The following is a 23,553-nucleotide window of genomic DNA, read 5'->3' on the forward strand; positions in this document are numbered from 1 at the left end:
ACCGGGGAGCAAGGTGATGAACCGCCGCAACGTGCTGGGACTGCCCCTTGCCTTCGCCACGGCCGGGCTGCCCCTGCCAGTGCGGGCGCAGGCGGCCTTTCCCGACCGACCCATGCGCATGCTGATCGGCTTCGCCGCCGGGGGGCCGACCGACATCGTCGGCCGCCGCTTCGCCGACCGGCTCGGCGCCGTGCTCGGCCAGCCCGTGGTGGTGGAGAACCGCTCCGGCGCGAGCGGCGCGATCGCCTCGGTCGAGGCGGCGCGCGCGCGGCCGGACGGCTACACGCTGATGCTCGCCACCTCCTCGAGCCACGCCATCTATGCCAGCTTGGCGGTGCGACCCGGCTTCGACCCGGCGACCGACTACGCGCCGCTGGCGCTCATCGGCGTGGTGCCGATGGTGATCGGCGCCCATCCCACCTTCGCGGCCGATCTGCCCGAGGCGCTCGGCCGGATCCGCGCCGCCAGCGGGGGGATCGCGATTGCCACCTCCGGCAATGGCGGCATCGCGCATTTCGCGGCCGAGCTGCTGCTGCGCCAGGCGGGCGGGCTACGCGCCAACTTGGTGCATTTCCGCGGCGGCGGCCCCGCGGTGCAGGATGCCATTGCCGGGCATGTGCCGGCGGTGGTCGAAACCTTCGCCACCACGCTCGAGCACCACAGCGCCGGACGTCTCCGCATCCTTGCCGCCTTCACCGAACAGCGCTCGGCCGCCGCGCCCGAGGTGCCGACCGCGATCGAGCAGGGCGTGCCCGGCATGCTCGCCAACACCTACAACGCCCTGCTGGCACCCGCGGGCACGCCCGCGCCGGTGGTCGCGCGGCTTGCCGAAGCCTCCGCCGAAGCGGCGGCGGAACCCGAATTCCAAGCCTTCCTCCGCAGCGTCTCGGTTGAGCCGGTGCCCGGCAGCACGCCGGCGCGCACAGCCGACTTCATCCGCAGTGAGCGTGCCAAATGGGAACCCATCATCCGCGCCACCGGGCTGCGGATCGAATAGGCAAGGTGCCCGCCGCGCGCGCCCATGGTCGCGAAGCCGCCGAGGAGGCAGCTCCCCCGCGCGCGCTCGGCCGCACGCTCGGCATCTTCGCCGCCGTCGCGGCGGCGCCGGATGGGCTGCCGCTGGCGGAACTCAGCGCCGCGCTCGGCAGCCCGAAAAGCAGCCTGCTCGCGCTGCTGCGTCCCCTCGCCGAGGAAGGCTTCCTGCTGCATGGCGCGGGGCGCTACCGGCTGGGGCCGGGGGCCTTCCGCCTCGCCGCGGCGATGCTCGCGGCACGGCGGCTGCCCGAGCAGCTGCGCGCGGCGATGGAATGGCTTGCCGAGCGCAGCGGCGAGACGGTGATCCTCACCTCCATCGACCGCGCGGCCGGGCTGGTGGTCTATGCCGAATGCATCGACAGCCGCCAGCCGGTCCGCTACGTGGTGCCGGCTGGCTCGACGCGGCCGCTGCATTGCTCGGCGGCGGGCCGCCTGCTGCTCGCCTTCCAGGACGAGGCGTTCCGCGAGCACTACCTGGAAACGACGCCGCTGCGCCCGCTGACGCCGCTGACCGTGACCGACCGGGCGGCGCTGCGGGGCATCCTCGAACGGACGCGGCGGGACGGCATCAGCGTGACCGTGGGCGAAACCGTGCGCGGGGCGGCCGGCTGCGCCGCGCCGGTCTTCGACGCCGATGGCGGGGTCTCGCGCGCGCTGCTGCTCGGCGCCCCGGCCGACCGCTTCGGGCACGAGATGCCGCGGCTGGCCGCGCTGCTGCGCGAGGCGGCGGCGCGCGCCTCGGAACGCGGCGCCGGCCCGCCCGCCGCCCTCATGCCTTGCCGGCGCAGGCCGGCCAACCAGGTCAAGGGAGCAAGATCGTCATGACCCATCGCCGCAGCCTGCTGCTCGCCGCCGCGGGCAGCCTCGCCGCGCCCGGCCTGCGCGCCCAGGGCGCCGAATGGCCCTCGCGCACCGTGCGCGTCATCGTCGGCTTCCCACCGGGCGGATCGGTGGACGTGCTGACGCGCATCCTCGCCGAACGCATGCAGGCGCGCACCGGGCAGGCCTGGGTGGTGGAGAACCGGCCCGGCGCGGGCGGCAACATCAGCGCCGAGGCGCTCGCGCGATCGGCGCCGGACGGGCACACCATCGCGATGCTGCCGATCAGCATCTACGCCATCAACCGCTTCCTCTATGCCCGGCTGCCCTTCGACCCGGACCGCGACCTGATCCCGGCGAGCCTGGTGTGGGATTTCCCCAACGTCGCCGTGGTGCCGGCGCAGCATGTGCCGGCGCGCGACATCGCCTCCTTCGTCGCCTGGGCGAAGGCGCGGCCCGGCGGCATTTCCTACGGCTCCTCGGGCGTCGGCACGACGATCCACCTGTCCGGGGCGCTATTCGCCGCGCGCAACGGGATCGCGGCCACCCATGTGCCCTTCCGCGGTGCCGCGCAGACCATCCCGGCGATGCTCGCGGGCGACATCCACTTCGCCACCGACGGGCTCGCCTCCTACATGCCGCTGATCCAGGAGGGCAAGGTGCGCGCGCTCGCCATCACCTCCGACCGGCGCTGGTCCACCCTGCCCGATGTGCCGACCATGGCCGAGGCCGGCATGCCGGATTTCGTCATCATGCCCTGGAGCACCTGGAGCTTCCCCGCCGGCACGCCGCCGCGCATCGTCGCGCGCCTGGCCGAGCTGGTGCGCGAGCTGACGGCAGGCCCCGAGATGGAACGCCGCGCGATCGAGGTGGGGGCGCGCTGGCGCGCCATCACGCCGGAGGAAACGCGCGCCTTCATCCAGAGCGAATTGCCGCGCTGGCAGGAGATGGTCCGCATCTCGGGCGCAAGGGTCGAATGAGGAACACAGGCATGGAAACTTCCGCCACATCACGACGCTACGGCTTCAACGACGCGGAGCTGCTGGCGCAGCCGACGGTGTTCCGTCCGGGGCTGTTCGCCGGGCAGACGGTGCTGGTTTCGGGCGCCGGCAGCGGGCTCGGCAAGGCGGTGGCGGCGCTGTTCGCGCGGCTCGGCGCGCGGCTGGCGATCTGCGGGCGCGATCCGGCGCGGCTGGGGGCGGCCGCGGCGCTGCTGCGCGGCCTCGGCGCCGAGGTGATCGCGGTGCCGATGAGCATCCGCGACCCCGACCAGGTGCAGGCGCTGATCGAGCGCGTCTGGGCCGAGGCGGGCGGGCTCGACCTGCTGGTGAACAATGCCGGCGGGCAGTTCCCGCAGGCCGCGCTCGACTACACCGCGAAGGGCTGGAACGCGGTCATCGACACCAACCTCAACGGCACCTGGTACATGATGCAGGCGGCCGCGCGCGCCTGGGTGGCGGCCAAGCGGCCCGGCGCCATCGTCAACATCGTCGCCGACATCTGGCGCGGCATGCCCGGCATCGCCCATACCTGCGCCGCGCGCGCGGGCGTGGTCTATGTCTCGAAAAGCGTCGCGGTGGAATGGGCGCCGCACCGCATCCGGGTGAACTGCGTCGCGCCCGGCTGCGTCGAGACCACGGCCTTCAGCCTCTATCCGCCGGAAGGCAGCGCGACCTTCTACGAAGCCAACCCGATGCTGCGCGCCGGCGACGCGCAGGACATCGCCGAGGCGTGCTGCTACCTCGCCGCGCCATCGGGCAAGTTCGTCACCGGCGAGGTGGTCACGGTGGATGGCGGGCAGCAGCTCTGGGGCGACCCCTGGCCGATCGGCCGGCCCGACTATTTCAGGATCCCGCATGGCGCCGCCCCGGCGCCGAAGGAGTGAGAGCGTGGACGACAAGGACCCGATACTGTTCGATGTGGATGCGGCGAGCGGGGTGGCGACGCTCACCCTCAACCGCCCCGAACGCTTCAACGCCTTCAACCGGCCGATGCTGCTGCGCTGGCGCGAATGCCTCGACCGCGTCGAGCGCGACGGCACCATCCGCGCCCTGGTGGTGACCGGGGCGGGCCGCGCCTTCTGCGCCGGCGGCGAGATGGACGAGCTGGAATCCTTCCTCGATGCCTCCTCGGAGGAACGCAAGGGCTTCCTGTGGGACAGCGTGCACCCGATCGCGCTGACGCTCGAGCGCATCGACCGCCCGGTGATCGCCGCGCTCAACGGCACGGCGCGCGGCGCCGGGCTCGACATGGCGCTGATGTGCGACATCAGGATCGCCGATCGCGGCGTGCTGCTGGCCGAAAGCTACATCGCCATGGGGCTGATGCCGGGCGATGGCGGCAGCTGGTTCCTGCCGCGCCTGGTCGGCGTGCCGAAGGCGCTGGAACTGCTGTGGACCGGCGATGCCATCACCGGGGAGGAGGCGGAGCGCATCGGCCTGGTCAACCGCGCCGTGGCCGACGGGCAGGCGCTGGCCGAGGCGCGCGAACTCGCCGCGCGCATCGCCCGCCAGCCCGCCGCCGCCATCCGCTTCACCAAGCGCGCGGTGCAGCAGGGGATGCGGATGGAGCTGCGCGCGCATCTCGACATGGTGTCCTCGCACATGGCGGTGCTCGAGGACATGCCCGACTTCGCCGATCGCGTGCGCGCCTTCAAGGCGCGCCGGCAGGCGCCGCGAGGCGGGTGACGCCGGCCTCGGCGAGGGCGGCGATCTCCTCCTCCGTGTAGCCGAGCTCGGCGAGCAGCTCCGCGCTGTGCTCGCCGAGGCGCGGCGCGTGACGGCAGATCGCGGGCGGGCTCGCGCTCCAGTTGGCGGCGGGCGGGCGCATGGCGCGCACGCGCCCCTCGCTCGGGTGGTCGGTCCAGCGGAACATGCCGACCTGCCTGAGGTGCGGGTCCTCGAGCAGCGTCTCGAGCGTGTTGAGCGGCGTCGCCGGGATGTCGGCGCGCTCGAAGGCGGCCAGCCACTCGGCGGTGCTGCGGTGGCGCAGCTCATCCTCGAGCATGGCGTGGATCTCGCGCGCATGGATGGTGCGGCTGGTCAGGCTGGCGAAGCGCGGGTCGCGCTCCATCACCTCGGGCCGGCCGACCAGCTCGAAGAAGCTGCGCCAGTGGCGGTCGGTATAGACCATGGCGCAGACAAAGCCGTCGGTCGTCGCGTAGGGGTGGCGCTCGGGCGCGAGGGAACGCGGATAGCCCGGCGGGCCCGCCGGCGGGTCGTAGGCGAGGCCGCCCATGTGGTCGCCGAGCACGAGCTGGGTGACGGTCTCGAACATCGGCACCTCGATCGCCTGGCCTTCGCCGGTGCGGCCGCGATGCACGAGGGCGCCGAGCGCGGCATTGGCGACGGTGGCGCCGACATGGCGGTCCATGATGGCGAGCGGGATGTAGCGCGGCACGCCATCCCCCGCCTGCGCGATCAGCGAGGGGACCGAGGCGATGCCCTGGATCAGGTCGTCGAAGGCCGGGCGCGCGGCATAGGGGCCGTCCTGGCCGAAGCCGACGGCGGCGACGTAGATGAGGCGCGGATTGGCCGCGCGCACCGCCTCGGCGCCGAGGCCGAGCCGCGCCATCGCCGCGGGGCGGATGTTGGTGATCAGCACGTCGGCGCGCCCGGCGAGACGCAGCAGCGCGGCCCGGCCTTCCGCGCGCTTGAGGTCGAGCACGAGGCTGCGCTTGTTGCGGTTGGCGTTGAGGAAGAGCGGCCCCATGCCGGGATTCCGCATCGGCCCGATGCCGCGCACGGAATCGCCTTCGGGCGGCTCGACCTTGATCACGTCGGCGCCCATGTCGCCGAGGATCTGCGCGGCGACAGGCCCCATCAGGACCGAGGAGAGATCGAGCACGCGAATACCGTCGAGCGCCGCAACGGCCATGGAGTCTTCCTTCCCCTGATGCAGGCCGGCGGCGACGCTGGACGCGCGCGCGCCGGCTTCCGTAGTGTGCAGGCGCGGCGCGCGACGCGCCAGCCAATGCGGAGAGGAAACCTGCCATGCACCCGTCGCGACGCGCGATCCTGCTGTCCATGCCCGGCCTTGCCGCGGCGCGCGCCGGCCTCGCGCAGACGGCCGCCGCCTATCCCGCGCGCGCGGTGCGCGTGGTCATTCCCTCGGCGCCCGGGGGGCTGACCGACGGCTTCGTGCGGCTGGTCGGCGACGCGATGCAGCAGGCCTGGGGGCAGCCCTTCGTGATGGACCACAGGCCGGGCGCGGGCGGCATCGTCGGCACCGAGCATGTGGCGCGCGCGGCGCCGGACGGACACACGCTGCTGATGGGCAATATCGGCCCGCTGGGCATCAATCCCGGCCTCTATCCGCGCCTGCCCTACGACGCCGCGCGCGACCTCGCGCCGGTCTCGCTGGTCGCCGTCTATCCGAACGTGCTGGTGGTCAACCCCGCGGTGCCGGCGCGCAACGTCGCCGAGCTGGTGGCGCTGGCCAAGGCGCGGCCCGGCGCGCTGCGCTTCGCCTCGGCGGGGATCGGGCAGTCGCAGCATCTCTCGGGCGAGATGTTCAACGTGACCGCCGGGGTGCAGATGACTCATGTGCCCTATCGCGGCACCGGTCCGGCGCTGTCGGACGTGATAGGCGGCCATGTCGAGATGATGTTCAGCAACCTGCCGCCGGCGGTGGAGGCGATCCGTGCCGGGCGGCTGCGCGCCCTCGGCGTCACCGGCACCGCGCGCAGCGCGGTGCTGCCCGAGGTGCCGACCATCGCCGAGGCCGGCGTGCCCGGCTATGAGGTGTTCTCCTGGATCGCGCTGGTCGGCCCCGCCGGCATGCCCGGCGAGATCGTCGCCAGGCTGCACGCCGAGACCGCGCGGGTGGCGCGGACCGAGGAGGCGGGCCGCTACTACCTCTCCCTCGGCGCCGAGCCGCGCACGGAGCTGAGCCCGGAGCAGGCCGGCGCCTACATGCAGCGCGAGCGCGAGCGCTGGGCGGAGCTGATCCGCCGCGCCGACATCCGCCCGGAATAGCCGCCGCCGCGCCCCTTGCCGCGTGCCGGGGCGCATGCGATCCTGATTGCTCCAATGATTGACCGCGGCGCCCATGGCGGCGCCGCGGCGTGATGGGTGGACGTCGATGCGGCTGACCGAAGTCAAGACGCAGCGCGCCTTCGAGGCGATATCGAGCCAGATCACCGAACGGATCCGCCGCGGTGAACTGCGCGCGGGCGACCGCCTGCCCAATGAGCGCGAACTCGCCGACGCCTTCGCGGTCAGCCGCCATGCGGTGCGCGAGGCGCTGCGCTCGATGGAATCGGTCGGGCTGCTGCATCTCCGCAAAGGGGCGACCGGGGGCGCCTTCGTCTCGGGCGGGCGGCCCGAGGCGGTGGCCGAGGCGATGCGCGGCATGTTCTATGTCGGCGGCATCTCGCTGGCGGAACTGACCGAGGCGCGGCTCGAGATCGAGACGGCAGTGCTGCGGCTCGTCTGCGGCAGACTCGACGAGGCCGGGCTCGCGCTGCTCGAGGACAACGTCGCCGCCGCCGAGCGCGCCACCGAGGCGGGCGACAACGCCGCCAAGGTGACGCTGAACATCCGCTTCCACGAATTGCTCGCCACCCTGACCGGCAACACGGTGCTGGTGGTGATGATGAAGGCGCTGCTCGACATCCTGCGCGAATTCGCCCAGCGCGTCGGGCCGGTGACGCAGATGGACGTCATCGCCTCCCGCCGGCGGCTGCTGCGCCACCTGCGCGCCGGGCGGCAGGACAGCGCCGTGGCCGAGCTGGTCCGCTGCCTGCGCGCGGTGCACCGTCACTACCTCGGCGCGCTGAAGGGGCGCGGGGCCGCCGCGCCGGGGATGCCGGGGCGATGAGCGCGCCCGCCGCCGCGTCCGGCCCGCTGGCGGGGATGCGGATCCTCGACCTCAGCACGCTGATCGTCGGGCCCTATGCGACGCAGATCCTCGGCGACTACGGCGCCGACATCATCAAGGTCGAGGCGCCGGACGGCGACATCATGCGAAACTCCGGGCCGGGGCGCGGGGCGGGGATGGGGCACATGTTCCTCCATGCCAACCGTAACAAGCGCTCGGTGGTGCTCGACCTCAAGCGGGAGGAAGGGCGGCAGGCGGTGCTCGCGCTCGCGCGCGGGGCGGATGCGCTGATCTACAACCTTCGGCCGGCGGCGATGGACAGGCTCGGGCTCGGGCACGACGCGGTGGCCGCGGTCAATCCCGGCATCGTCTATGCGGGCGCCTTCGGCTTCAGCCAGCGCGGCCCCTATGCCGACCGGCCGGCCTATGACGACCTGATCCAGGGCATGGCGGGCATCGCCTCGCTGTCGGCGATCGCGGCGGGGGAGCCGCGCTACGCGCCGCTGGTGCTGGCCGACCGGGTGGTGGCGCTGCAACTGGCCAATGCGGTGCTCGGCGCGCTGCTGCACCGGGCGCGGACCGGGCGCGGCCAGCGGGTGGACGTGCCGATGTTCGAGGGGCTGCTCGAACTCGTGCTGGGGGAGCATCTCGCCGGCCTTGCCTTCCGCCCGGCGGAGGGGCCCTTCGGCCATGCCCGCAGCCTGTCGCGGGAGCGGCGGCCCTTCCGCACCGCCGACGGCCATGTCTGCCTGCTGCTCTACAACGACGCGCAGTGGCGCCGCTTCCTCGGCTGCATCGGCCGGTCCGAACTGATGGAGGATGCGCGCTTCGCCACCTATGCCGAGCGGATGCGGCATGTGGACGTGGTCTATGGCTTTCTCGCCGAGACGCTGGCCGCGCGCTCGACCGAGGAATGGCTGGCGCTGCTGGCCGAGGCCGACGTGCCGGTGGCGCGCATGGCCGCCATCCCCGACCTGCTCGAGGACGAGCACCTGCGCGCGATCGGCTATTTCCGTGAGATGGAGCATCCGAGCGAGGGCGCCATCCTCGGCCTCGCGGTGCCGTCGGAATGGTCGGATTCGCCGCCCTCCATCCGCCGCCACGCGCCGCTTCTCGGCGAGCATACCGAGGAAGTGCTGCGCGAGGCCGGGCTCGATGCCGAGGCGATCGCCCGGCTTTGCAAACCCACCGAGAAGATCTGAGGGACATGGACCGCGACACGCTCGCCGAACGCATCGTCAGGGCGCCCTTCCATCGCTGGCTCGGCCTTGAGGTCGCGTCGGCGGACGCGACCGGCGTCGAGCTCGTCATGCCCTGGCGCGAGGAGATCATCAGCCGCGCCGATCCGCCCATCATGCATGGCGGGGTGGTGGCGGCGCTGATCGACACCGCAGGGCTCTATGCCGTGCTGGCGGCGGGCGGCAGCGCCATCGGCACCGCCTACATGCATGTGGACTACCATCGCCCGGTGGTCAGCGGCACGGTGCGGGTGCGCGCCCGCGCGCTCAAGCTCGGGCGCCGCATCTCGGTGGCCGAGGCGATGGTCTATGGCGAGGGGCCGGAGCCGCTGGCCAGCGGCCGCGGCGGCTATTTCCCGCCATGAACGACGGACGGAAGGACGCATGACGACGATGATGGGACTTGCCGGCACGCTGGCGGGCATCCGGGTGCTCGATCTCAGCCAGGGCATCGCGGGGCCGCATGGCGCCTGCCTGCTCGGCGACCTCGGCGCCGATGTGGTGAAGGTCGAGCCCCCCGAGGGCGACTGGGGCCGGCGTCTCGGCGCCGCGCCGGGGGAGGTCGGGCCCACCTTCCACAGCTTCAACCGCGGCAAGCGCAGCATCGTGCTCGACCTGCGGCAGGAGAGCGCGCGCGAGACGGCGCGTGCGCTCGCCGCGCGCGCCGATGTGGTGATCGAGAGCAACCGCCCCGGCGTGGCGCGGCGGCTCGGCCTCGACCATGCCACGCTGTCGGCCGGGCGGCCGGAGCTGATCTACGTGGCGGTCAGCGGCTTCGGCCAGGACGGCCCCTATGCCGAGCGGCCGGCGACCGATTCCATCGTGCAGGCCTTCACCGGCCTGCCGCACGGCGCCAGCACCACCGGCGAGCCGCTGCGGATCCGCTTCGGCATCGTCGATGTCGGCGCCGGCGTCTATGCCAGCCAGGCGGTGCTGGCGGCGCTGCTGCTGCGCGCCCGCACCGGGCGGGGCGGGCTGCTCGACATCAACCTCACCCATGTCTCCGCCGCGCTGCAGGCCTACAAGCTGGCCGAGGCGGCGGGCCCCGCGGGCAGCGAGCCGCGCGAGCTGGTCGCGGGCATCGGCACATATGCCACCGCCGATGGCCACCTGGTGGTGGCCGGCGTGCAGGAGCGGCATTTCGGCATCCTGCTCGACGTCGTCGGCCGCGCCGACCTGCGGAGCGATCCGCGCTTCGCCGAGCCCGGAGCGCGGCTGGCCAACCAGGCGGCGCTGCGCGGCCTGATCGCCGAGGCGATCCGCCTGCGGCCCACCGCGCATTGGGTGGCGGCGATGGGCGCGGCGGGGCTGCCCTGCCAGGAATTGCTGACCTATGGCCGCTTCCGGCAGGACCCGCATGTGCGTGCGGTGAACCTCGTGGAAGATGTTGCCTATGCGGGGCAATGGCCCCTGCCATCCGTGCGTTGCCCCGGCCTTCCGCAAACGGAGTTCGCGGCCCGCCGCGCCCCCGCGCTCGGCGAGCATACGCGCGAGATCCTGGCCGAGGCGGGGCTCGGCCACATGTCCGACTGCGAAACCCAGCGCCAAGAGGCCATGCGATGACTGCGAAACTCAAGGAACAGCTCGGCTACGACGCGCCGATCTTCGCCTTCAACCATTGCCGCGACGTGGTCGTGGAATGCACCCGGGCCGGCGGCTTCGGGGTGCTGGGCAGCAGCCTCTTCTCGCCCGAGGAGCTCGACCAGGAGCTGAACTGGATCGACCGCCATGTCGGCGACCGCAGCTATGGCGTCGATATCCTGATGACCTCCAACTACGACGAATCGACGCAGAAGGTGGCCGGGCCGCTGGCCGATTCGCTGCCCGAGGCGCAGCTGCGCTTCGTCGATGAGGTCCTGGCGCGCGAGGGCGTGGCCCCGCTGCCCAAGGAGGTCGAGCGCGAGCGCCGCGCCACCATGGCCGCCCGCGAGCGCTACATCACCCGCGAGGGCGTGCGCGCCCTGGTCGATGTGGTCTGGCGCCATCCCAAGGTGAAGCTGCTGGTCAGCGCGCTCGGCGTGCCGCCGGCCGACATCATCGCCAAGGCGCATGAGCGCGGCATGCTGGTGGGCGCCGTCTGCGGCGCGCCCGAACATGCCGAGCGGCAATGCGCGGCGGGCGTGGACGTACTGGTCGCGCAGGGCAGCGAGGCGGGCGGGCATACCGGCACGATCTCGACCATGGTGCTGGTGCCGCAGGTGGTGGATGTGGCGAAGGGCCGCGCCGCGGTGCTCGCCGCCGGCGGCATCGCCCGCGGCAGCCAGATGGCGGCGTCGATGGCGCTCGGCGCGGATGGCGTGTGGTGCGGCTCGGTCTGGCTGGTGACGCGGGAGAGCGACCTGCTGCCCAACCACAAGGCGGTGCTGCTGAAGTGCCGCAGCCAGGACACCCTCCAGAGCCGCAGCATGACCGGCAAGCCGGTGCGGATGAACCGCAGCCGCTACACCGATGCGTGGTCGGCCGCGGGCGCCCCGGCGACGCTGGCGCCGCCGATGCAGAAGGTGCTCTACGAATACGCCCGCAGCCGCATCGACCGCGCCCAGCGCGACGACCTCTATTCCTATCCGGTCGGTCAGGTGATCGGCATGGTGCGGGAGGAGACCACGGTGCGCGAGGTGATGCTGCGGATGCAGACCGAGTATCTCGAGACGCTTGAGCGCATGGGACGGCAGACGGAATCAGCCTGACGCCGGCCGGCCGGCGCATGGCGCGCCGGCCGCCGGACATCGGGACAAACGGGAGGACGGAAGATGACCATCAACAGGCGCGCCCTGATCGCGGGCGCTGGCGCGGCGATCGCCCCGGCATGGGCGCCGGCGGCCCTTGCCCAGGCCTATCCGGCGCGTCCGGTGCGCCTGATCGCGCCGATCCTGCCCGGCGGGGTGACCGACATCCTGGCACGGCTGTTCGCGCTGCGGCTGACCGAGCGCATGGGCCAGCCGGTGGTGGTCGAGAACAGGCCCGGCGCCGGGCTGATCATCGGCATGGAGCATGTCGCGCGCTCGGCGCCGGACGGCTACACCATCATCATCGCCAGCCAGGGCGCGATGGCGGTGAATGCCTCGCTGTTCGCCCGCCTGCCCTACGACACGCTGCGCGACTTCGCGCCGATCACCCAGGTGGTCGAGTTCCCGGTGATGCTGGTGGTCAGGCCGGATTTCCCGGCCGCCGACATCAACGCCTTCCTGGCCATGGCGCGGGCGCAGCCCGGCGCGCTGACCTTCGGGTCGGCCGGCATCGGCACCATCTCCCATCTCGGGATGGAACTGCTGAAGGCGCAGGGGAATGTCGACCTGACCCATGTGCCCTTCAACGGCGAGGCGCCGCCGCTGCAGGAGGTGATCGCCGGGCGCGTCTCGGCGCTGCTCGCGACCTTCGCGGTCGGCATGCCGGCGGTGCGCGGCGGGCAGGTGCGCGCGATCGGCATCGCCTCGCGCCGGCGCTCGGCGCTGGCGCCGGAGATCCCGACCCTGGCCGAGACCGGCTTCACGGATTTCTCCGTCACCGGCTGGTTCGGCATGCTGGCGCCCGCCGGCACGCCGTCGGCGGTGGTCGAGCGCCTGCACGGCGAATTCGTCGCCGTCCTGAACGAACCGCAGAGCCGCGAGCGGCTGCTCGCCCTCGGCGTCGAGCCGCAGGGATTGGAATCGCCCGCCGCCTTCGGCCGCTTCATCGCCGAGGAGACCGCCCGCTGGCGGGAGGTGGTGACGCGCGCCGGCGTCCGTGCCGGCTGAAACCCGCCCCCGCCCCGCCACAGGAGGAAACAACGAGATGAACGCAGCCGAAGCCACCCCAACCCTGGTGCGGACCGAGCGGCGCGGCGGGGTGATGGTCATCACCCTCGACGACCCGCCGACGCGCAATTCCCTGACCAACCCGCTGCGCGCCCAGCTCGGCGCGGCGGTGGCCGAGGCCGAGGCCGACCGCTCGGTGCGCGCGGTGCTGGTCAATGCCCAGGGCCCGACCTTCTGCGCGGGCGGCAACCTCGAATCCATCCGCGACGACTGCGCGCCATGGAACGTGCACCAGCGCTTCCGCCGCTTCACCCAATGGCTGTTCCCGCTGATCTGGCTCGACCGCCCGGTGGTGATGGCGGTGCAGGGCCAGGCGGTGGGCGGCGGGCTCGGCCTCGCGCTCACCGGCGACCTGCTGGTGGCCGGCGAGAGCGCGGTGTTCATGGCCGGCTTCTTCCGCCTCGGCGTCATCCCCGACATCGGCGTGATGTATCACCTGCCGCGGCTGATCGGCATGGCGCGCGCCAAGCGTTTCCTGTTCGAGAACGCCACCATGACGGCGCGCGAGGCGCATGAGATCGGCCTCGTCGCCCATGTCGTGCCCGACGCGCAATTGCAGGAGGAGGCCTTCGCCCGCGCCGAGCGCCTGGCCGCCGGGCCGACCGCGGCGATGGGCCTGGGCAAGCAGTTCATGGCCCGCAGCTTCGAGACCAGCCTGCTCGACATGTTCGGCTATGAGGGGCTCGGCCAGATCCTCGCCATGACGCATCCCGAGTTCCGCGAGGGCATCGGCGCGATGATCGACAAGCGCAAGCCAGATTTCCCCGGTGCGGCGCAGGGGGGCTGAGCCGGCATGGACGACACCGAGGTGGGCTACGTGCCCGGCCCCCGCGCGCTGTTCGGCCAGGCCGAGCTGCGCCGCATGATGCACCCGCGCTCGGTCGCCGTGGTCGGCGCCTCGGAGACCCCGGGGTCGTTCGGGCGGCGCACCATCGAGAATCTCGACATCGGCTTCCCCGGCCGCATCCTGCCGGTCAACCCGCGCTACCGAGAGATGTTCGGCCGGCCCTGCTACGCCTCGCTCGAGGACCTGCCCGAGCCGCCGGACTGCGTCATCCTCACCGTCCCGCGCGAGCATGTCGAGCCGCTGGTCGAGCGCGCCGCGGCGATCGGCGCCGGCGGCGTGATGCTCTACAGCTCGGGCTATGCCGAGGTCGGGCGGCCGGAGCGCGTCGCCGCGCAGCGCCGCCTGGCCGAGATCGCCGCGCGCACCGGCCTGCGGATCCTCGGTCCTAATTGCGCCGGCATCGCCAACCTGACGCTGCCGGCCGGCCTGACCTTCATGCCGAAATTCTTCGAGATGCGGCGGGTCTGCGGCCCGGTCGGGCTGGTCTCGCAGAGCGGCGCGCTCGGCTATGTCGTGCTGCAGGCGATGGAGCGCGGCATCGGCTTCTCGCACTACCTCACCGCCGGCAATTCCTGTGACGTCGATGTCTGCGACCTGGTGAACTACCTGGTCGAGGAGGAGCAGACGCGGGTCATCGCCTGCATGCTCGAAGGCGTGCGCGACGGGGCGCGGCTGCTCGGCGCGGCGCAGGCGGCGCTGCGGGCGGGCAAGCCGCTGGTGGTCTACAAGCTCGGCGGCAGCGAGATCAGCCGGCAGACCGCGATGTCGCACACCGGCACGCTGGTCGGCGCCGACGAGGCCTATCGCGCCGCGCTGCGCCGCGCCGGGGCGGTGATCGTGGACCATTGGGAGGAGGTGCTGGAGACCGCCACCCTGTTCGCCCGCGCCGGCGCCCCGCGCTGCCCGGGCGTGGGCGTCATGGCGCCTTCGGGCGGGGCGGCGGTGATGGCGGCCGACGAGGCCGAGCGCGTCGGCCTGTCGCTGCCGCCGCCGCAGGCGCAGACCTCGGCGAAGCTCGAGGCGGTGATCCCGGAATTCGGATCGAGCGCCAACCCGAGCGACATCACCGCCGAATCGGTCAAGGACGTGACGATGTACGGCACCTGCATCCGCGCCTTCGCCGAGGATCCCGGCTATGGCGCGGTGGTGGTGCCGATGATGTCGGTGCACCTGCCCGGCGCGGTGGAGCGCGCGCACTACATGGCGAAGCTGGCGCCGGAACTGCCGGTGCCGCTGTGCGTGGTGTGGCTGAACGAGTGGCTGCAGGGGCCGGGCAGCGAGATCTACGATGGCTGCGAGAACCTGCCGACCTTCCGGACCATGGCCCGCTGCATCACGGCGCTGGCGCGCTGGAATGCCTATCATGCCGGGCGGGCGGAATTGCTGCGCGAGGACGCGCCGGCCGCCGCCCCGCCCGGCGCCGCGGCGGCGGCCCGCTCCGTGCTGGCCGCCGCCCCGCCGGGGCGGACCCTGGGCGAGCGCCTGTCGAAGGAGGTGCTCGCGGCCTACGGCATCCCGGTGACGCGCGAGGTGCTGGCGCGCGATGTCGAGGCGGCGGTCGCCGCGGCGCGCGGGATCGGCTTCCCGGTCGCGCTCAAGGCCGATTCGCCCGACATCCCGCACAAGACCGAGGCCGGCGTGATCCGCCTGGGCATCGCCGACGAGGCCGCGCTGAGGGCCGCCCATGCGGCGATCCTGGCGGCGGCGGCGCGCGTGCCCGGGGCGCGGGTCGATGGCGTGCTGGTGCAGCAGATGGCGCGGCCGGGGGCGGAGATGATGGTCGGCGCGCGGCTCGACGCGCAGTTCGGCCCGCTGATCACCTGCGGCTTCGGCGGCGTGGCGGTGGAGGTGACGCGCGACGTCGCCACCGCCCTCGCCCCGGTCGGCGCGCGCGAGGCGGGGGCGATGATCGCCTCGCTGCGCGGCCACCGGCTGCTGACCGGCTACCGCAACCTGCCCGCCGCCGATACCGGGGCGCTGGCGGAGATCGTCGGGCGGCTGTCGCGGCTCGCTTGCGACCTCGCGGACGAGATCGAGGAGATCGACGTGAACCCTGTCATCCTCGGCCCCGGCGGGGCGCTGGCGGTGGACGCGCTGGTGGTGCGCCGCGCCGCGGCGGGCGCGCCATGATCGGCGCCGCGCTGCCCGACGAGGCCACCGCGCGGGGCTGGCGCGAGGCCGGCTGGTGGGCCGGGGTCACCATCCTCGACGCGCTGGCCGAGGCGGTGCGCCGGACGCCGGGCAAGACCGCCGTGGTCGCCCCCGGCGGGGTAAGCATGACCTATGCCGAGCTCGACGCCGAGGCGGGGCGCCTCGCGGCGGGGCTGGCGGCGCTGGGGGTGGGGCCGGGCGACGTGGTGGCGCTGCAGCTGCCCAATTGCGCCGAGTTCGTCTGCCTGCACCTCGCCATCAGCCGGCTGGGCGCGGTGACCAACCCGCTGCTGCCGAACTACCGGGCGAAGGAGCTGGGCTACATCCTGCGCCATGGCGGGGCGAAGGTGGCGGTGATCCCGGCACGGCACCGCGGCTTCGACTATCCGCCGATGTATGCCGCGCTGGCGGCCGGGCTGCCGGGGCTGCGCGCGGTCGTGGTGATGGGCGGCGAGGCGCCGGGCATGGTCGGCTTCGCCGATCTGCGCGCCGGGGCGGCGGCCCCGCCGCCGGCGCGGGTGGACAGCGGCGAGATCACCGCGCTGATCTTCACCTCGGGCACCGAATCCACGCCCAAGGGCGTGATGCACAGCCACGACACGACGATGTACGCCACCCGCACCATGGCGCGGCTGATCGGCCTCGGCGCCGATGACGTGGTCTGGATGCCCTCGCCGATCGCGCATGGCAACGGCTTCCTGTGGGGCATGCGCCAGGCGCTGACCATCGGCGGCACGCTGGTGCTGCAGGACGCCTGGGACCCGGAGGAGGCGCTGCGCCTGATCGAGACGCATCGCTGCACCTTCACCCTCTGCGCCACGCCCTTCGCGGCGATGCTGGTCGAGCAGCCCTCGGCGGCCAGCCGCGACCTTGCCTGCTTCCGCATCTTCGCCACCGCCGGGGCGCCGATCCCGCGCCACCTCGGGCCGCTGGCGCGCGAGCGCATCGGCTGCACGCTGATCGGCATGTGGGGCATGACCGAATGCTTCGTCGGCACCGCCTCCCCCCCCGATGACCCGGATGAGCGGCTGTGGGGAACCGATGGGCGGGCGATGCCGGGCACCGAGGTCGCCATCTTCGACGAGGACCGCCAGCGCATCCTGCCGCCGGGCGAGGTGGGGGAACTGGCGACCCGCGGCCCGCATGTCGCGCTCGGCTACCTCAACGACCCGGAGCGGACGCGGCAGACCTTCACCCCCGGGGGCTGGCTGTTCACCGGCGACCTCGCGACCCTCGACGCGGCGGGCTGCATCCGCATCGCCGGGCGGCGCAAGGACATCATCAACCGCGGCGGGCTGAAGGTCAGCGCCAGCGAGGTGGAGGAGATGCTGCTGCTGCACCCTGCCGTGCGCGAGGTGGCGGTGGTCGGCGTGCCCGATGACCGGCTCGGCGAGAAGGGCTGCGCCTTCGTGGTGCCGCGCGGCGATGCCGCGCCCGACCTCGCGGAGCTGGTGCGCCACCTGGAGGCGCGCGGGGTGGCGAAATACAAGTTGCCCGAGTATGTCAGGATGGTGCCGGGACTGCCGATGACGCCGAGCGGCAAGGTGCAGAAGTTCATGCTGCGCGAGAGTTTCATGCGCGAGCATGGGCAGGCGGGCGGATCGGCCTGATCCCCGCCGGGCACCGCGAAACAGGTGCGAGGCGGGGGGCGCGGGACCGGCGCAGAATGACTGCAACCAGAGGAACGGACAGGAAACAACCATGACCATAGACCGGCGCAGCCTTCTCAAGACCGCGGCGGCGGCCAGCACCGCGGGCGCCCTGCCGTGGCGCAGCGCGAAGGCGCAGGCGGCGAACACCATCAAGCTCGGCCTCATCATCGACATGTCGGGCACCTACCGCGACATCACCGGTCCGACCTCGATCGCCGCCACGCGGCTCGCCATGCAGGAATTCGCCGGCCGCGGGATCAATGTCGAACTGGTCTATGGCGACCACCAGAACAAGCCCGATGTCGGCGTGGCGCTGGCGCGGCAGTGGCTGGACCGCGACGGCGTGGACGCGCTGATCGATGTCGGCACCTCCTCGGTGGCGCTGGCGGTCAACGAGGTCTGCCGCGAGAAGAACAAGGTCCATCTCAACAGCTCGGCGGCGAGCACCGACCTCACCGGGGCGCGCTGCTCGCCCAACACCGTGCACTGGACCTACGACACCTGGATGCTCGCCAATTCCACCGGCGGGGCCATGGTGCGCGCGGGCGGCGACAGCTGGTTCTTCATCACCGCCGACTACGCCTTCGGCCATACGCTGGAACAGCAGACCGGCGGCTTCGTGCGCGCCGCGGGTGGGCGCGTCCTCGGTTCGGTCCGCACGCCCTTCCCCGGCACCACGGATTTCTCCTCCTTCCTGGTGCAGGCGCAGGCCTCGCGCGCCAAGGTGATCGGGCTGGCGAACGCCGGCGCGGACACGATCAACTGCATCAAGCAGGCGGCCGAGTTCGGCATCACCCGGCGCGGCACCAAGCTCGCCTCGCTGCTGATGTTCATCTCCGATGTCCATGCGCTCAGCCTGCAGGCGGCCCAGGGCCTGGTGCTGACCGAGACCTACTACTGGGATCTCAACGACCGCACGCGCCGCTTCGCCGAGAAGGTGCGCGCGATCACCCCCACCAACCTCCCCGGCATGGGCCATGCGGGCTGCTATTCCGCCGCGCTCCACTACCTCAAGGCGGCATCCGACATGGGCGTGGCGGCGGCCAAGGCGAGCGGCGCGGCGGCGGTGGCGCGGATGAAGGCGATGCCGACCGACGACGACTGCTTCGGCCCCGGCTCGATCCGCGCCGACGGGCGGAAGCTGCACCCGGCCTATCTGTTCGAGGTGAAGAAGCCGGAGGAAAGCCGCGGCGCCTGGGACTACTACAAGCTGCTGCAGACCACCGCGGCGGACCAGGCGTTCCGGCCGCTGGCCGAGGGCGGCTGCACGCTGGCTTAGCTGGCCTGCCAGGAGAATCGCGGTGCGGCGGCCAGCGACCCCGGCCGCCGCACCGGATGCCCCGATGGCGGGCACGCCCCGGGGCAGGCACTGAGAGCGGAAACAAGAAGGACTGACTGCTATGAATCACATTGCGCCCGGTTCAGGCGCCGGAACACCGGCCCATGGCGGCGATTTCGACGCGATCGTCATCGGCGCCGGCTTCTCCGGCATGTATCTGCTGCACCGCCTGCGCGACCAGCTCGGGCTGTCGGTGCGGGTGCTGGAGGCCGCGGACGGCGTCGGCGGCACCTGGCACTGGAACCGCTACCCCGGCGCGCGCTGCGATTCCGAGAGCCATTCTTACTGCTACTACTTCTCGAAGGAACTGCTCGAGGAATGGGAGTGGTCGGAACGCTACCCCACCCAGCCCGAGATCCTGCGCTACCTCAACCACGTCGCCGACCGCTTCGATCTGCGGCGCGACATCGCGCTCAACACCCGCGTCAGCGCGGCCCGCTTCGACGAGGCGGCGAACCTGTGGCAGGTGACGACCGCCGAGGGCCGGACGCTCAGCGCGCCCTTCCTCATCACCGCGGTCGGCTGCCTGTCGGCCGCCAATGTGCCGAAGATCCCGGGCCTCGAGGATTTCGCCGGCCAATGGTACCACACCGGCGAATGGCCGCAGGAAGGCGTGGACTTCGCCGGCAAGCGCGTGGGCCAGATCGGAACCGGCTCCACCGGCATCCAGGCGGTGCCCGTGATCGCTGAGACCGCGGGCCATCTGTGGGTGTTCCAGCGCACCGCCAACTACAGCGTGCCCGCCCACAACGCCCCGCTGTCACCCGAGGCCAAACGCTGGATCCGCGAGCACCGCGAGGATATCCGGGAGGTGATGACCACCAACACCAACGGTCATCCCTTCCATATCGAGGACCGCTCGGCGCTCGCGGTGAGCGAGGAGGAGCGCCAGCGCCTGTATGAGCAGGCCTGGGCCAAGGGCGGGCTGCAGTTCCGCGCCACCTTCCGCGACCTGCTGACGGACAAGGCGGCGAACGACACCGCCTCGGAGTTCCTGCGCGCCAAGATCCGCTCGATCGTGAAGGACCCGAAGACCGCGGCGATCCTGTCGAACATCGACCACCCCTATGCGACCAAGCGCCCGCCGATCGACAGCGGCTATTTCGAGGCCTTCAACCGCGACAACGTCACCCTGGTCGATCTGCGCGCCGCGCCGATCGAACGCATCACGCCGCGCGGCATCAAGACGAAGGATGCGGAATATCCGCTCGACATCATCGTCTTCGCCACCGGCTTCGACGCGCTGACCGGGCCGCTGCTGCGGATCGACATCCGCGGCCGCGACGGCCGCACCCTGCGCGATGCCTGGGAGGCCGGGCCGGTCAACTATCTCGGCCTGCAGGTGCCGGGCTTCCCCAACATGTTCACCATGACCGGGCCGGGCAGCCCCTCGGTGCTGTGTAACATGCCGGTGGCGATCGAGCAGCACGCCAACTGGATCGCCGATTGCATCGCGGGGATGCGCGCGAAGGGACTGAGGCGGATCGAGGCGCGGCCCGAAGCGGCGCAGACCTGGGTGCGCGACGTGAACGCCGCGGCCGAATCGACGCTGCTCCCCGAGGCCGGCAGTTCCTGGTATCTCGGCGCCAACGTGCCGGGCAAGCCGCGCGTCTTCATGCCCTATGCCGGCGGCATGGCGCAGTACCGCGCGATCTGCGACGAGGTCGCGCGCAAGGACTACGAGGGCTTCGCCCTGTCCGCCTGACGGCAGGCCGGGCGGCGGGCGCGTCCCGCCCGCCGCCCGCGCCCCCGGTTCAGGTCGGCTCCATTCCGGCCTTGGCCATCAGTTCGCGGTTGACCGCCAGTTCGCGGCGGATCCGCTCGACCAGCGGCGCCTCGCCGATCTCGGGCGGCGCCATGCCCTGGGTGGCCATGAAGGCCCGCACCGCCGGATCGGCGAAATGCTCCGTCAGGGCGCCGCGGATGCGCTCGATGATCGGCGCCGGGGTGCGCGCCGGGGCCTCCACCGAATACCAAGTGGTCGAGATGAAGCCGGGGAAGCCCTTCTCGATGAAGGTCGGCACATCGGGCAGTTGCTCGGTCCGCGCGGCTGTGGGCACCGCCAGGGGGCGCAGCCGCCCGGCCTCGATATGCCCCTTGCAGGCACCGAGCAGGGCGAACATGCAGTCGGTGCGCCCGGCGATGGTGTCGGTCATCGCCGGCGGCGAACCCGCATAGGGGACGTGCAGCATCTCGATGCCGGCGCGATTGCAGAGGTCGAGCATCGCCATGTGCGCGGTGGTGCCGACGCCCCAGGTGGCATAGGAGATCGACTCGGGCCGCGCGCGCGCCGCCGCCAGCAATTCCTCAAGGCTGTTCCAGCGCGGATTGGCGACCAGCAGATAGAGGCTGTCGCAGACCTGGGTGATGTGGGTGAAGTCGGTGATCGGGTCGTAGCCTGGGTTGCGCAGCGCCAGCGGCGTCAGCGTGAAGGTGGAGATGGTGCCGAGCAGCAGCGTCAGCCCGTCCGGCCGCGCGCGGGCGACGTAGCGCGCCCCGATCGAGGTCGAGGCGCCGGGCTTGTGGTCCATGATGAAACTGCCGCCCAGGCGCGCCTGCAGCCCGTCGGTCACGATGCGCCCGATCACGTCGGAGGCGCCGCCCGGCGCATAGGTCACCACCAGCGCGACCGACTGCCCGGCCGGATAGGGCGCCTGCGCCTGGGCGGCCGGGGCGGCAAGGCTTGCCGCCGCGCCCGTCAGCGCGCCGCGGCGCGTGATGTTCGTCTGTCGCATGGTCATGCTCTCGCTTCCTCATCCGATCGTTCGGAGCCGGCGGCCCGCAGCGCCCGCGGCTCATGCCGGCTCGACGCCGGCGCGGACCATCAGCTCCCGGTGCAGCGCCAGTTCGCGCCGGATGCGGGCGAGCAGCGGGCCCTCGCCGATCTCCGGCGGCAGCATCCCCTGGGCCGCCATGAAGGCCTGCACCGCGGGATCGGCGAAGTGCTGGGCGAGCGCGTCGCGGATGCGCACCACGATCAACGCCGGCATGCCTGGCGGCCCCTGCACCGAATACCAGACGGCCGAGACGAAGTCGGCAAAGCCCTTCTCGATGAAGGTCGGCACGTCGGGCAGTTGCGGCGGCCGCGTCGCGGTCGGCACGGCGAGCCCGCGCAGCCGCCCGGCCTCCATGTGCCCCTTGCAGGCGGCGAGCAGCGCCGGCAAGCAGTCGGTGCGCCCGGCGATGGTGTCAGTCATCGCCGGCGGCGAGCCCGCATAGGGGACGTGCAGCATCCGCACGCCCGCGCGGCGGCACAGATCCTCCATCCACAGATGCGAAGTGGTGCCGATCCCCCAGGTCGCGTAGGAGATCGACTCCGGCCGCGCCCGCGCTGCGTCGAGCAGCGCCTCAAGGCTCGGCCAGCGCGGATTGGCCGCGAGCAGGAACAGGCTCTCGCAGGCCTGGGTGATGTGGGTGAAGTCGTTGATCGGGTCATAGCCCGGGTTCCGCATGGTCAGCGGCGTCAGCGCGAAGGTCGAGACGCTGCCGAGGAACAGCGTGCTGCCGTCCGACCGCGCACGCGCGACATAGCGCGCGGCGATCGAGGTCGAGCCGCCGGTTCGGTGCTCGAGGAAGAAGGTGCCGCCGAGCCGCTCCTGCAGCCCCTGTGTGACGATCCGCCCGATGACGTCCGAGGCGCCGCCCGGCGCTAGCGCCACCACCAGGGCGACGGACTGGCCGGCGGGGTAGGGCGCCTGCGCGCGCACCGACGGGGCGGCGAGGCTCGCGCCGGAGGTGAGAACCGCGCGGCGGCGGGTGATGGTCCCATATGCCATGACGGCTTCCTCCTCCCTTGCTTGCGGCGCGAGAGCGCCGGACCCCGTGCCGCCGGCCTCAGCCCTGGCGGGCGGCGATGCGGGCGAGGATCGGCCGCCAGCGCTCCGCCTCGACCTGCATGAACGCGCTGAATTCAGCCGGCGTGCTGCCGGCGAGGAATTGCGCCTCGTCGGTCAGGCGCCGCTCGATCCTCTGGTCGCGCAGCGCCTCCACCGTGGCGCCGTGCAGGCGGTCGATCACCGGCTGCCGCGTGCGCGCCGGCGCCACCAGGCCGAACCAGCTCTGCGCCACCAGGCCCGGCGTCACCTCGCCGAAGGTCGGGATCTCCGACGTCGTGGGCACGCGCCGCTCGCTGGTCCAGCCGAGCAGCCGCCCCTGCCGGTTGTGATAGACCGGCAGCGCGGTGCTGCCGGCGACCACCATCAGGTCGAGGTTGCGCGCAAGGAAGTCGTTGAGCTGCCCGGCATCGCCGCGATAGGTCACGTCCTGCATCTGCAGGCCGAGCCGTTCGAGCACCATCAGCATCGCCATGTTGGTCAGCGTGGTCGGGCCGTTGGTGCCGTAGGTGATCTGCCCCGGGCGCGCCCGCGCCGCCGCCACCATGGCGGCGATGTCGGCCGGCCCGTCATGCTGGGCGATGATCGCGAAGGGGAAGGTCGAGACCAGCGAGATCGGCGCGAAATCCGCCACCGCATAAGGCAGGTTCGGCACGATCACGGGATTGATGGTCAGCGTGGTGCCGGCGGCCATCAGCAGCGTCTGGCCGTCCGGCCTGGCGCGGGCGACCGATTCGGCGCCGATCACGGTATTGCCGCCGGGACGGTTCTCGACCAGCACGGTCTGGCCGAGCAGCTGGCCCATGCGCTCAGCCAGCAGGCGCGTGACGACATCGGTGCTGCCGCCGGCGGCGAAGGGCACGACGATGGTGACCGGCCGCTGCGCGCCGCCCTGCTGGGCCAGCGCCGTGCGGCCCAGGCCCGGGCCTGCCGCCAACGCACCCATGCCGGCGGCAAGACGGCGGCGCGTAAAGGACAACGAACCCATCTGCTTCCTCCCCATTTTTCCTTGTTCTTCTTTGCCC

The 23,553-nt window shown here is 72.4% G+C and carries 21 protein-coding genes; 17 read left to right on the forward strand and 4 right to left on the reverse strand.

What is annotated here, in order from left to right:
• Window positions 1-16: 16 nt before the first annotated feature.
• Genes E5N76_RS06075 through E5N76_RS06095 form a run of 5 tightly spaced genes read left to right on the forward strand, consistent with a single transcriptional unit; the run spans window position 17 to window position 4,541 of the window.
• Window positions 17-997, forward strand: coding sequence for a Bug family tripartite tricarboxylate transporter substrate binding protein (locus tag E5N76_RS06075; protein ID WP_149536396.1), 981 nt, complete (start codon window positions 17-19; stop codon window positions 995-997).
• 5 nt (window positions 998-1,002) lie between these two features.
• Entirely contained in the window at window positions 1,003-1,860 is an 858-nt protein-coding gene (locus E5N76_RS06080; RefSeq protein WP_207791871.1) for an IclR family transcriptional regulator, read from the forward strand.
• Window positions 1,857-2,834 (forward strand): Bug family tripartite tricarboxylate transporter substrate binding protein, encoded by a 978-nt coding sequence (locus tag E5N76_RS06085; RefSeq protein WP_149536398.1) that lies wholly within the window; start codon window positions 1,857-1,859, stop codon window positions 2,832-2,834. The genes E5N76_RS06080 and E5N76_RS06085 overlap by 4 nt, the downstream gene beginning before the upstream one ends.
• Window positions 2,835-2,845: 11 nt before the next feature.
• A complete protein-coding gene (locus E5N76_RS06090) occupies window positions 2,846-3,739 on the forward strand; it encodes an SDR family oxidoreductase (protein ID WP_149536399.1) in 894 nt (297 codons plus the stop codon).
• A gap of 4 nt (window positions 3,740-3,743) precedes the next feature.
• On the forward strand, window positions 3,744-4,541 hold the full coding sequence (locus E5N76_RS06095) for an enoyl-CoA hydratase/isomerase family protein (RefSeq protein WP_207791872.1): 798 nt from the start codon (window positions 3,744-3,746) through the stop codon (window positions 4,539-4,541).
• On the opposite strand, the gene E5N76_RS06100 is transcribed toward E5N76_RS06095, so the two are convergent.
• A complete protein-coding gene (locus tag E5N76_RS06100) occupies window positions 4,507-5,730 on the reverse strand; it encodes a CaiB/BaiF CoA transferase family protein (RefSeq protein WP_149536401.1) in 1,224 nt (407 codons plus the stop codon). The two genes, E5N76_RS06095 and E5N76_RS06100, sit on opposite strands and share 35 nt — an antisense overlap.
• 116 nt (window positions 5,731-5,846) lie before the next feature.
• Between E5N76_RS06100 and E5N76_RS06105 the strand changes: the two genes are divergently transcribed.
• The 12 genes from E5N76_RS06105 to E5N76_RS06160 all read left to right on the forward strand — a co-directional run bounded on the left by E5N76_RS06105 (window position 5,847) and on the right by E5N76_RS06160 (window position 20,400).
• A complete protein-coding gene (locus E5N76_RS06105; protein WP_149536402.1) occupies window positions 5,847-6,830 on the forward strand; it encodes a Bug family tripartite tricarboxylate transporter substrate binding protein in 984 nt (327 codons plus the stop codon).
• 73 nt (window positions 6,831-6,903) lie between these two features.
• Entirely contained in the window at window positions 6,904-7,674 is a 771-nt protein-coding gene (locus E5N76_RS06110) for a FadR/GntR family transcriptional regulator (RefSeq protein WP_149536403.1), read from the forward strand.
• Window positions 7,671-8,876 (forward strand): CaiB/BaiF CoA transferase family protein, encoded by a 1,206-nt coding sequence (locus E5N76_RS06115; RefSeq protein ID WP_149536404.1) that lies wholly within the window; start codon window positions 7,671-7,673, stop codon window positions 8,874-8,876. Before E5N76_RS06110 ends, E5N76_RS06115 begins: the two co-directional genes overlap by 4 nt.
• A gap of 5 nt (window positions 8,877-8,881) precedes the next feature.
• Window positions 8,882-9,277: a PaaI family thioesterase gene (locus tag E5N76_RS06120; RefSeq protein WP_149536405.1), complete on the forward strand. Its 396-nt coding sequence runs from the start codon at window positions 8,882-8,884 to the stop codon at window positions 9,275-9,277.
• A gap of 19 nt (window positions 9,278-9,296) precedes the next feature.
• Entirely contained in the window at window positions 9,297-10,475 is a 1,179-nt protein-coding gene (locus tag E5N76_RS06125) for a CaiB/BaiF CoA transferase family protein (protein ID WP_187830005.1), read from the forward strand.
• Window positions 10,472-11,599, forward strand: coding sequence for an NAD(P)H-dependent flavin oxidoreductase (locus E5N76_RS06130; protein ID WP_149536407.1), 1,128 nt, complete (start codon window positions 10,472-10,474; stop codon window positions 11,597-11,599). The genes E5N76_RS06125 and E5N76_RS06130 overlap by 4 nt, the downstream gene beginning before the upstream one ends.
• 63 nt (window positions 11,600-11,662) lie before the next feature.
• Complete coding sequence (locus E5N76_RS06135; protein ID WP_149536408.1) at window positions 11,663-12,646, forward strand: tripartite tricarboxylate transporter substrate binding protein; 984 nt, start codon at window positions 11,663-11,665, stop codon at window positions 12,644-12,646.
• A gap of 37 nt (window positions 12,647-12,683) precedes the next feature.
• The gene (locus tag E5N76_RS06140) at window positions 12,684-13,493 is read left to right on the forward strand and encodes an enoyl-CoA hydratase/isomerase family protein (protein ID WP_149536409.1); all 810 of its coding nucleotides are present in this window, start codon (window positions 12,684-12,686) and stop codon (window positions 13,491-13,493) included.
• Window positions 13,494-13,499: 6 nt separating this feature from the next.
• Window positions 13,500-15,683 carry an acetate--CoA ligase family protein gene (locus E5N76_RS06145; RefSeq protein ID WP_149536410.1) on the forward strand — a complete coding sequence of 728 codons (2,184 nt, stop codon included), beginning with the start codon at window positions 13,500-13,502 and terminating at the stop codon, window positions 15,681-15,683.
• Window positions 15,680-17,314 carry an AMP-binding protein gene (locus E5N76_RS06150; protein WP_149536411.1) on the forward strand — a complete coding sequence of 545 codons (1,635 nt, stop codon included), beginning with the start codon at window positions 15,680-15,682 and terminating at the stop codon, window positions 17,312-17,314. The genes E5N76_RS06145 and E5N76_RS06150 overlap by 4 nt, the downstream gene beginning before the upstream one ends.
• A gap of 91 nt (window positions 17,315-17,405) precedes the next feature.
• Window positions 17,406-18,635 carry an ABC transporter substrate-binding protein gene (locus E5N76_RS06155; protein WP_149536412.1) on the forward strand — a complete coding sequence of 410 codons (1,230 nt, stop codon included), beginning with the start codon at window positions 17,406-17,408 and terminating at the stop codon, window positions 18,633-18,635.
• A gap of 121 nt (window positions 18,636-18,756) precedes the next feature.
• A complete protein-coding gene (locus E5N76_RS06160; RefSeq protein WP_149536413.1) occupies window positions 18,757-20,400 on the forward strand; it encodes a flavin-containing monooxygenase in 1,644 nt (547 codons plus the stop codon).
• 49 nt (window positions 20,401-20,449) lie between these two features.
• Here E5N76_RS06160 and E5N76_RS06165 read toward each other — a convergent pair whose 3' ends face one another.
• From E5N76_RS06165 to E5N76_RS06175, 3 genes are read right to left on the reverse strand one after another with little or no spacing between them, the layout of a single operon-like run.
• Window positions 20,450-21,436, reverse strand: a complete 987-nt coding sequence (locus tag E5N76_RS06165) for a Bug family tripartite tricarboxylate transporter substrate binding protein (protein WP_149536414.1) — start codon at window positions 21,434-21,436, stop codon at window positions 20,450-20,452.
• Between the two features lie 54 nt (window positions 21,437-21,490).
• Entirely contained in the window at window positions 21,491-22,471 is a 981-nt protein-coding gene (locus tag E5N76_RS06170; RefSeq protein ID WP_149536415.1) for a Bug family tripartite tricarboxylate transporter substrate binding protein, read from the reverse strand.
• Window positions 22,472-22,529: 58 nt separating this feature from the next.
• Entirely contained in the window at window positions 22,530-23,465 is a 936-nt protein-coding gene (locus E5N76_RS06175; RefSeq protein WP_207791873.1) for a Bug family tripartite tricarboxylate transporter substrate binding protein, read from the reverse strand.
• Between the last annotated feature and the right edge of the window lie 88 nt (window positions 23,466-23,553).

Origin of the sequence: Siccirubricoccus phaeus (assembly GCF_008360935.1) — a bacterium.
Taxonomy (GTDB): domain Bacteria; phylum Pseudomonadota; class Alphaproteobacteria; order Acetobacterales; family Acetobacteraceae; genus Siccirubricoccus; species Siccirubricoccus phaeus.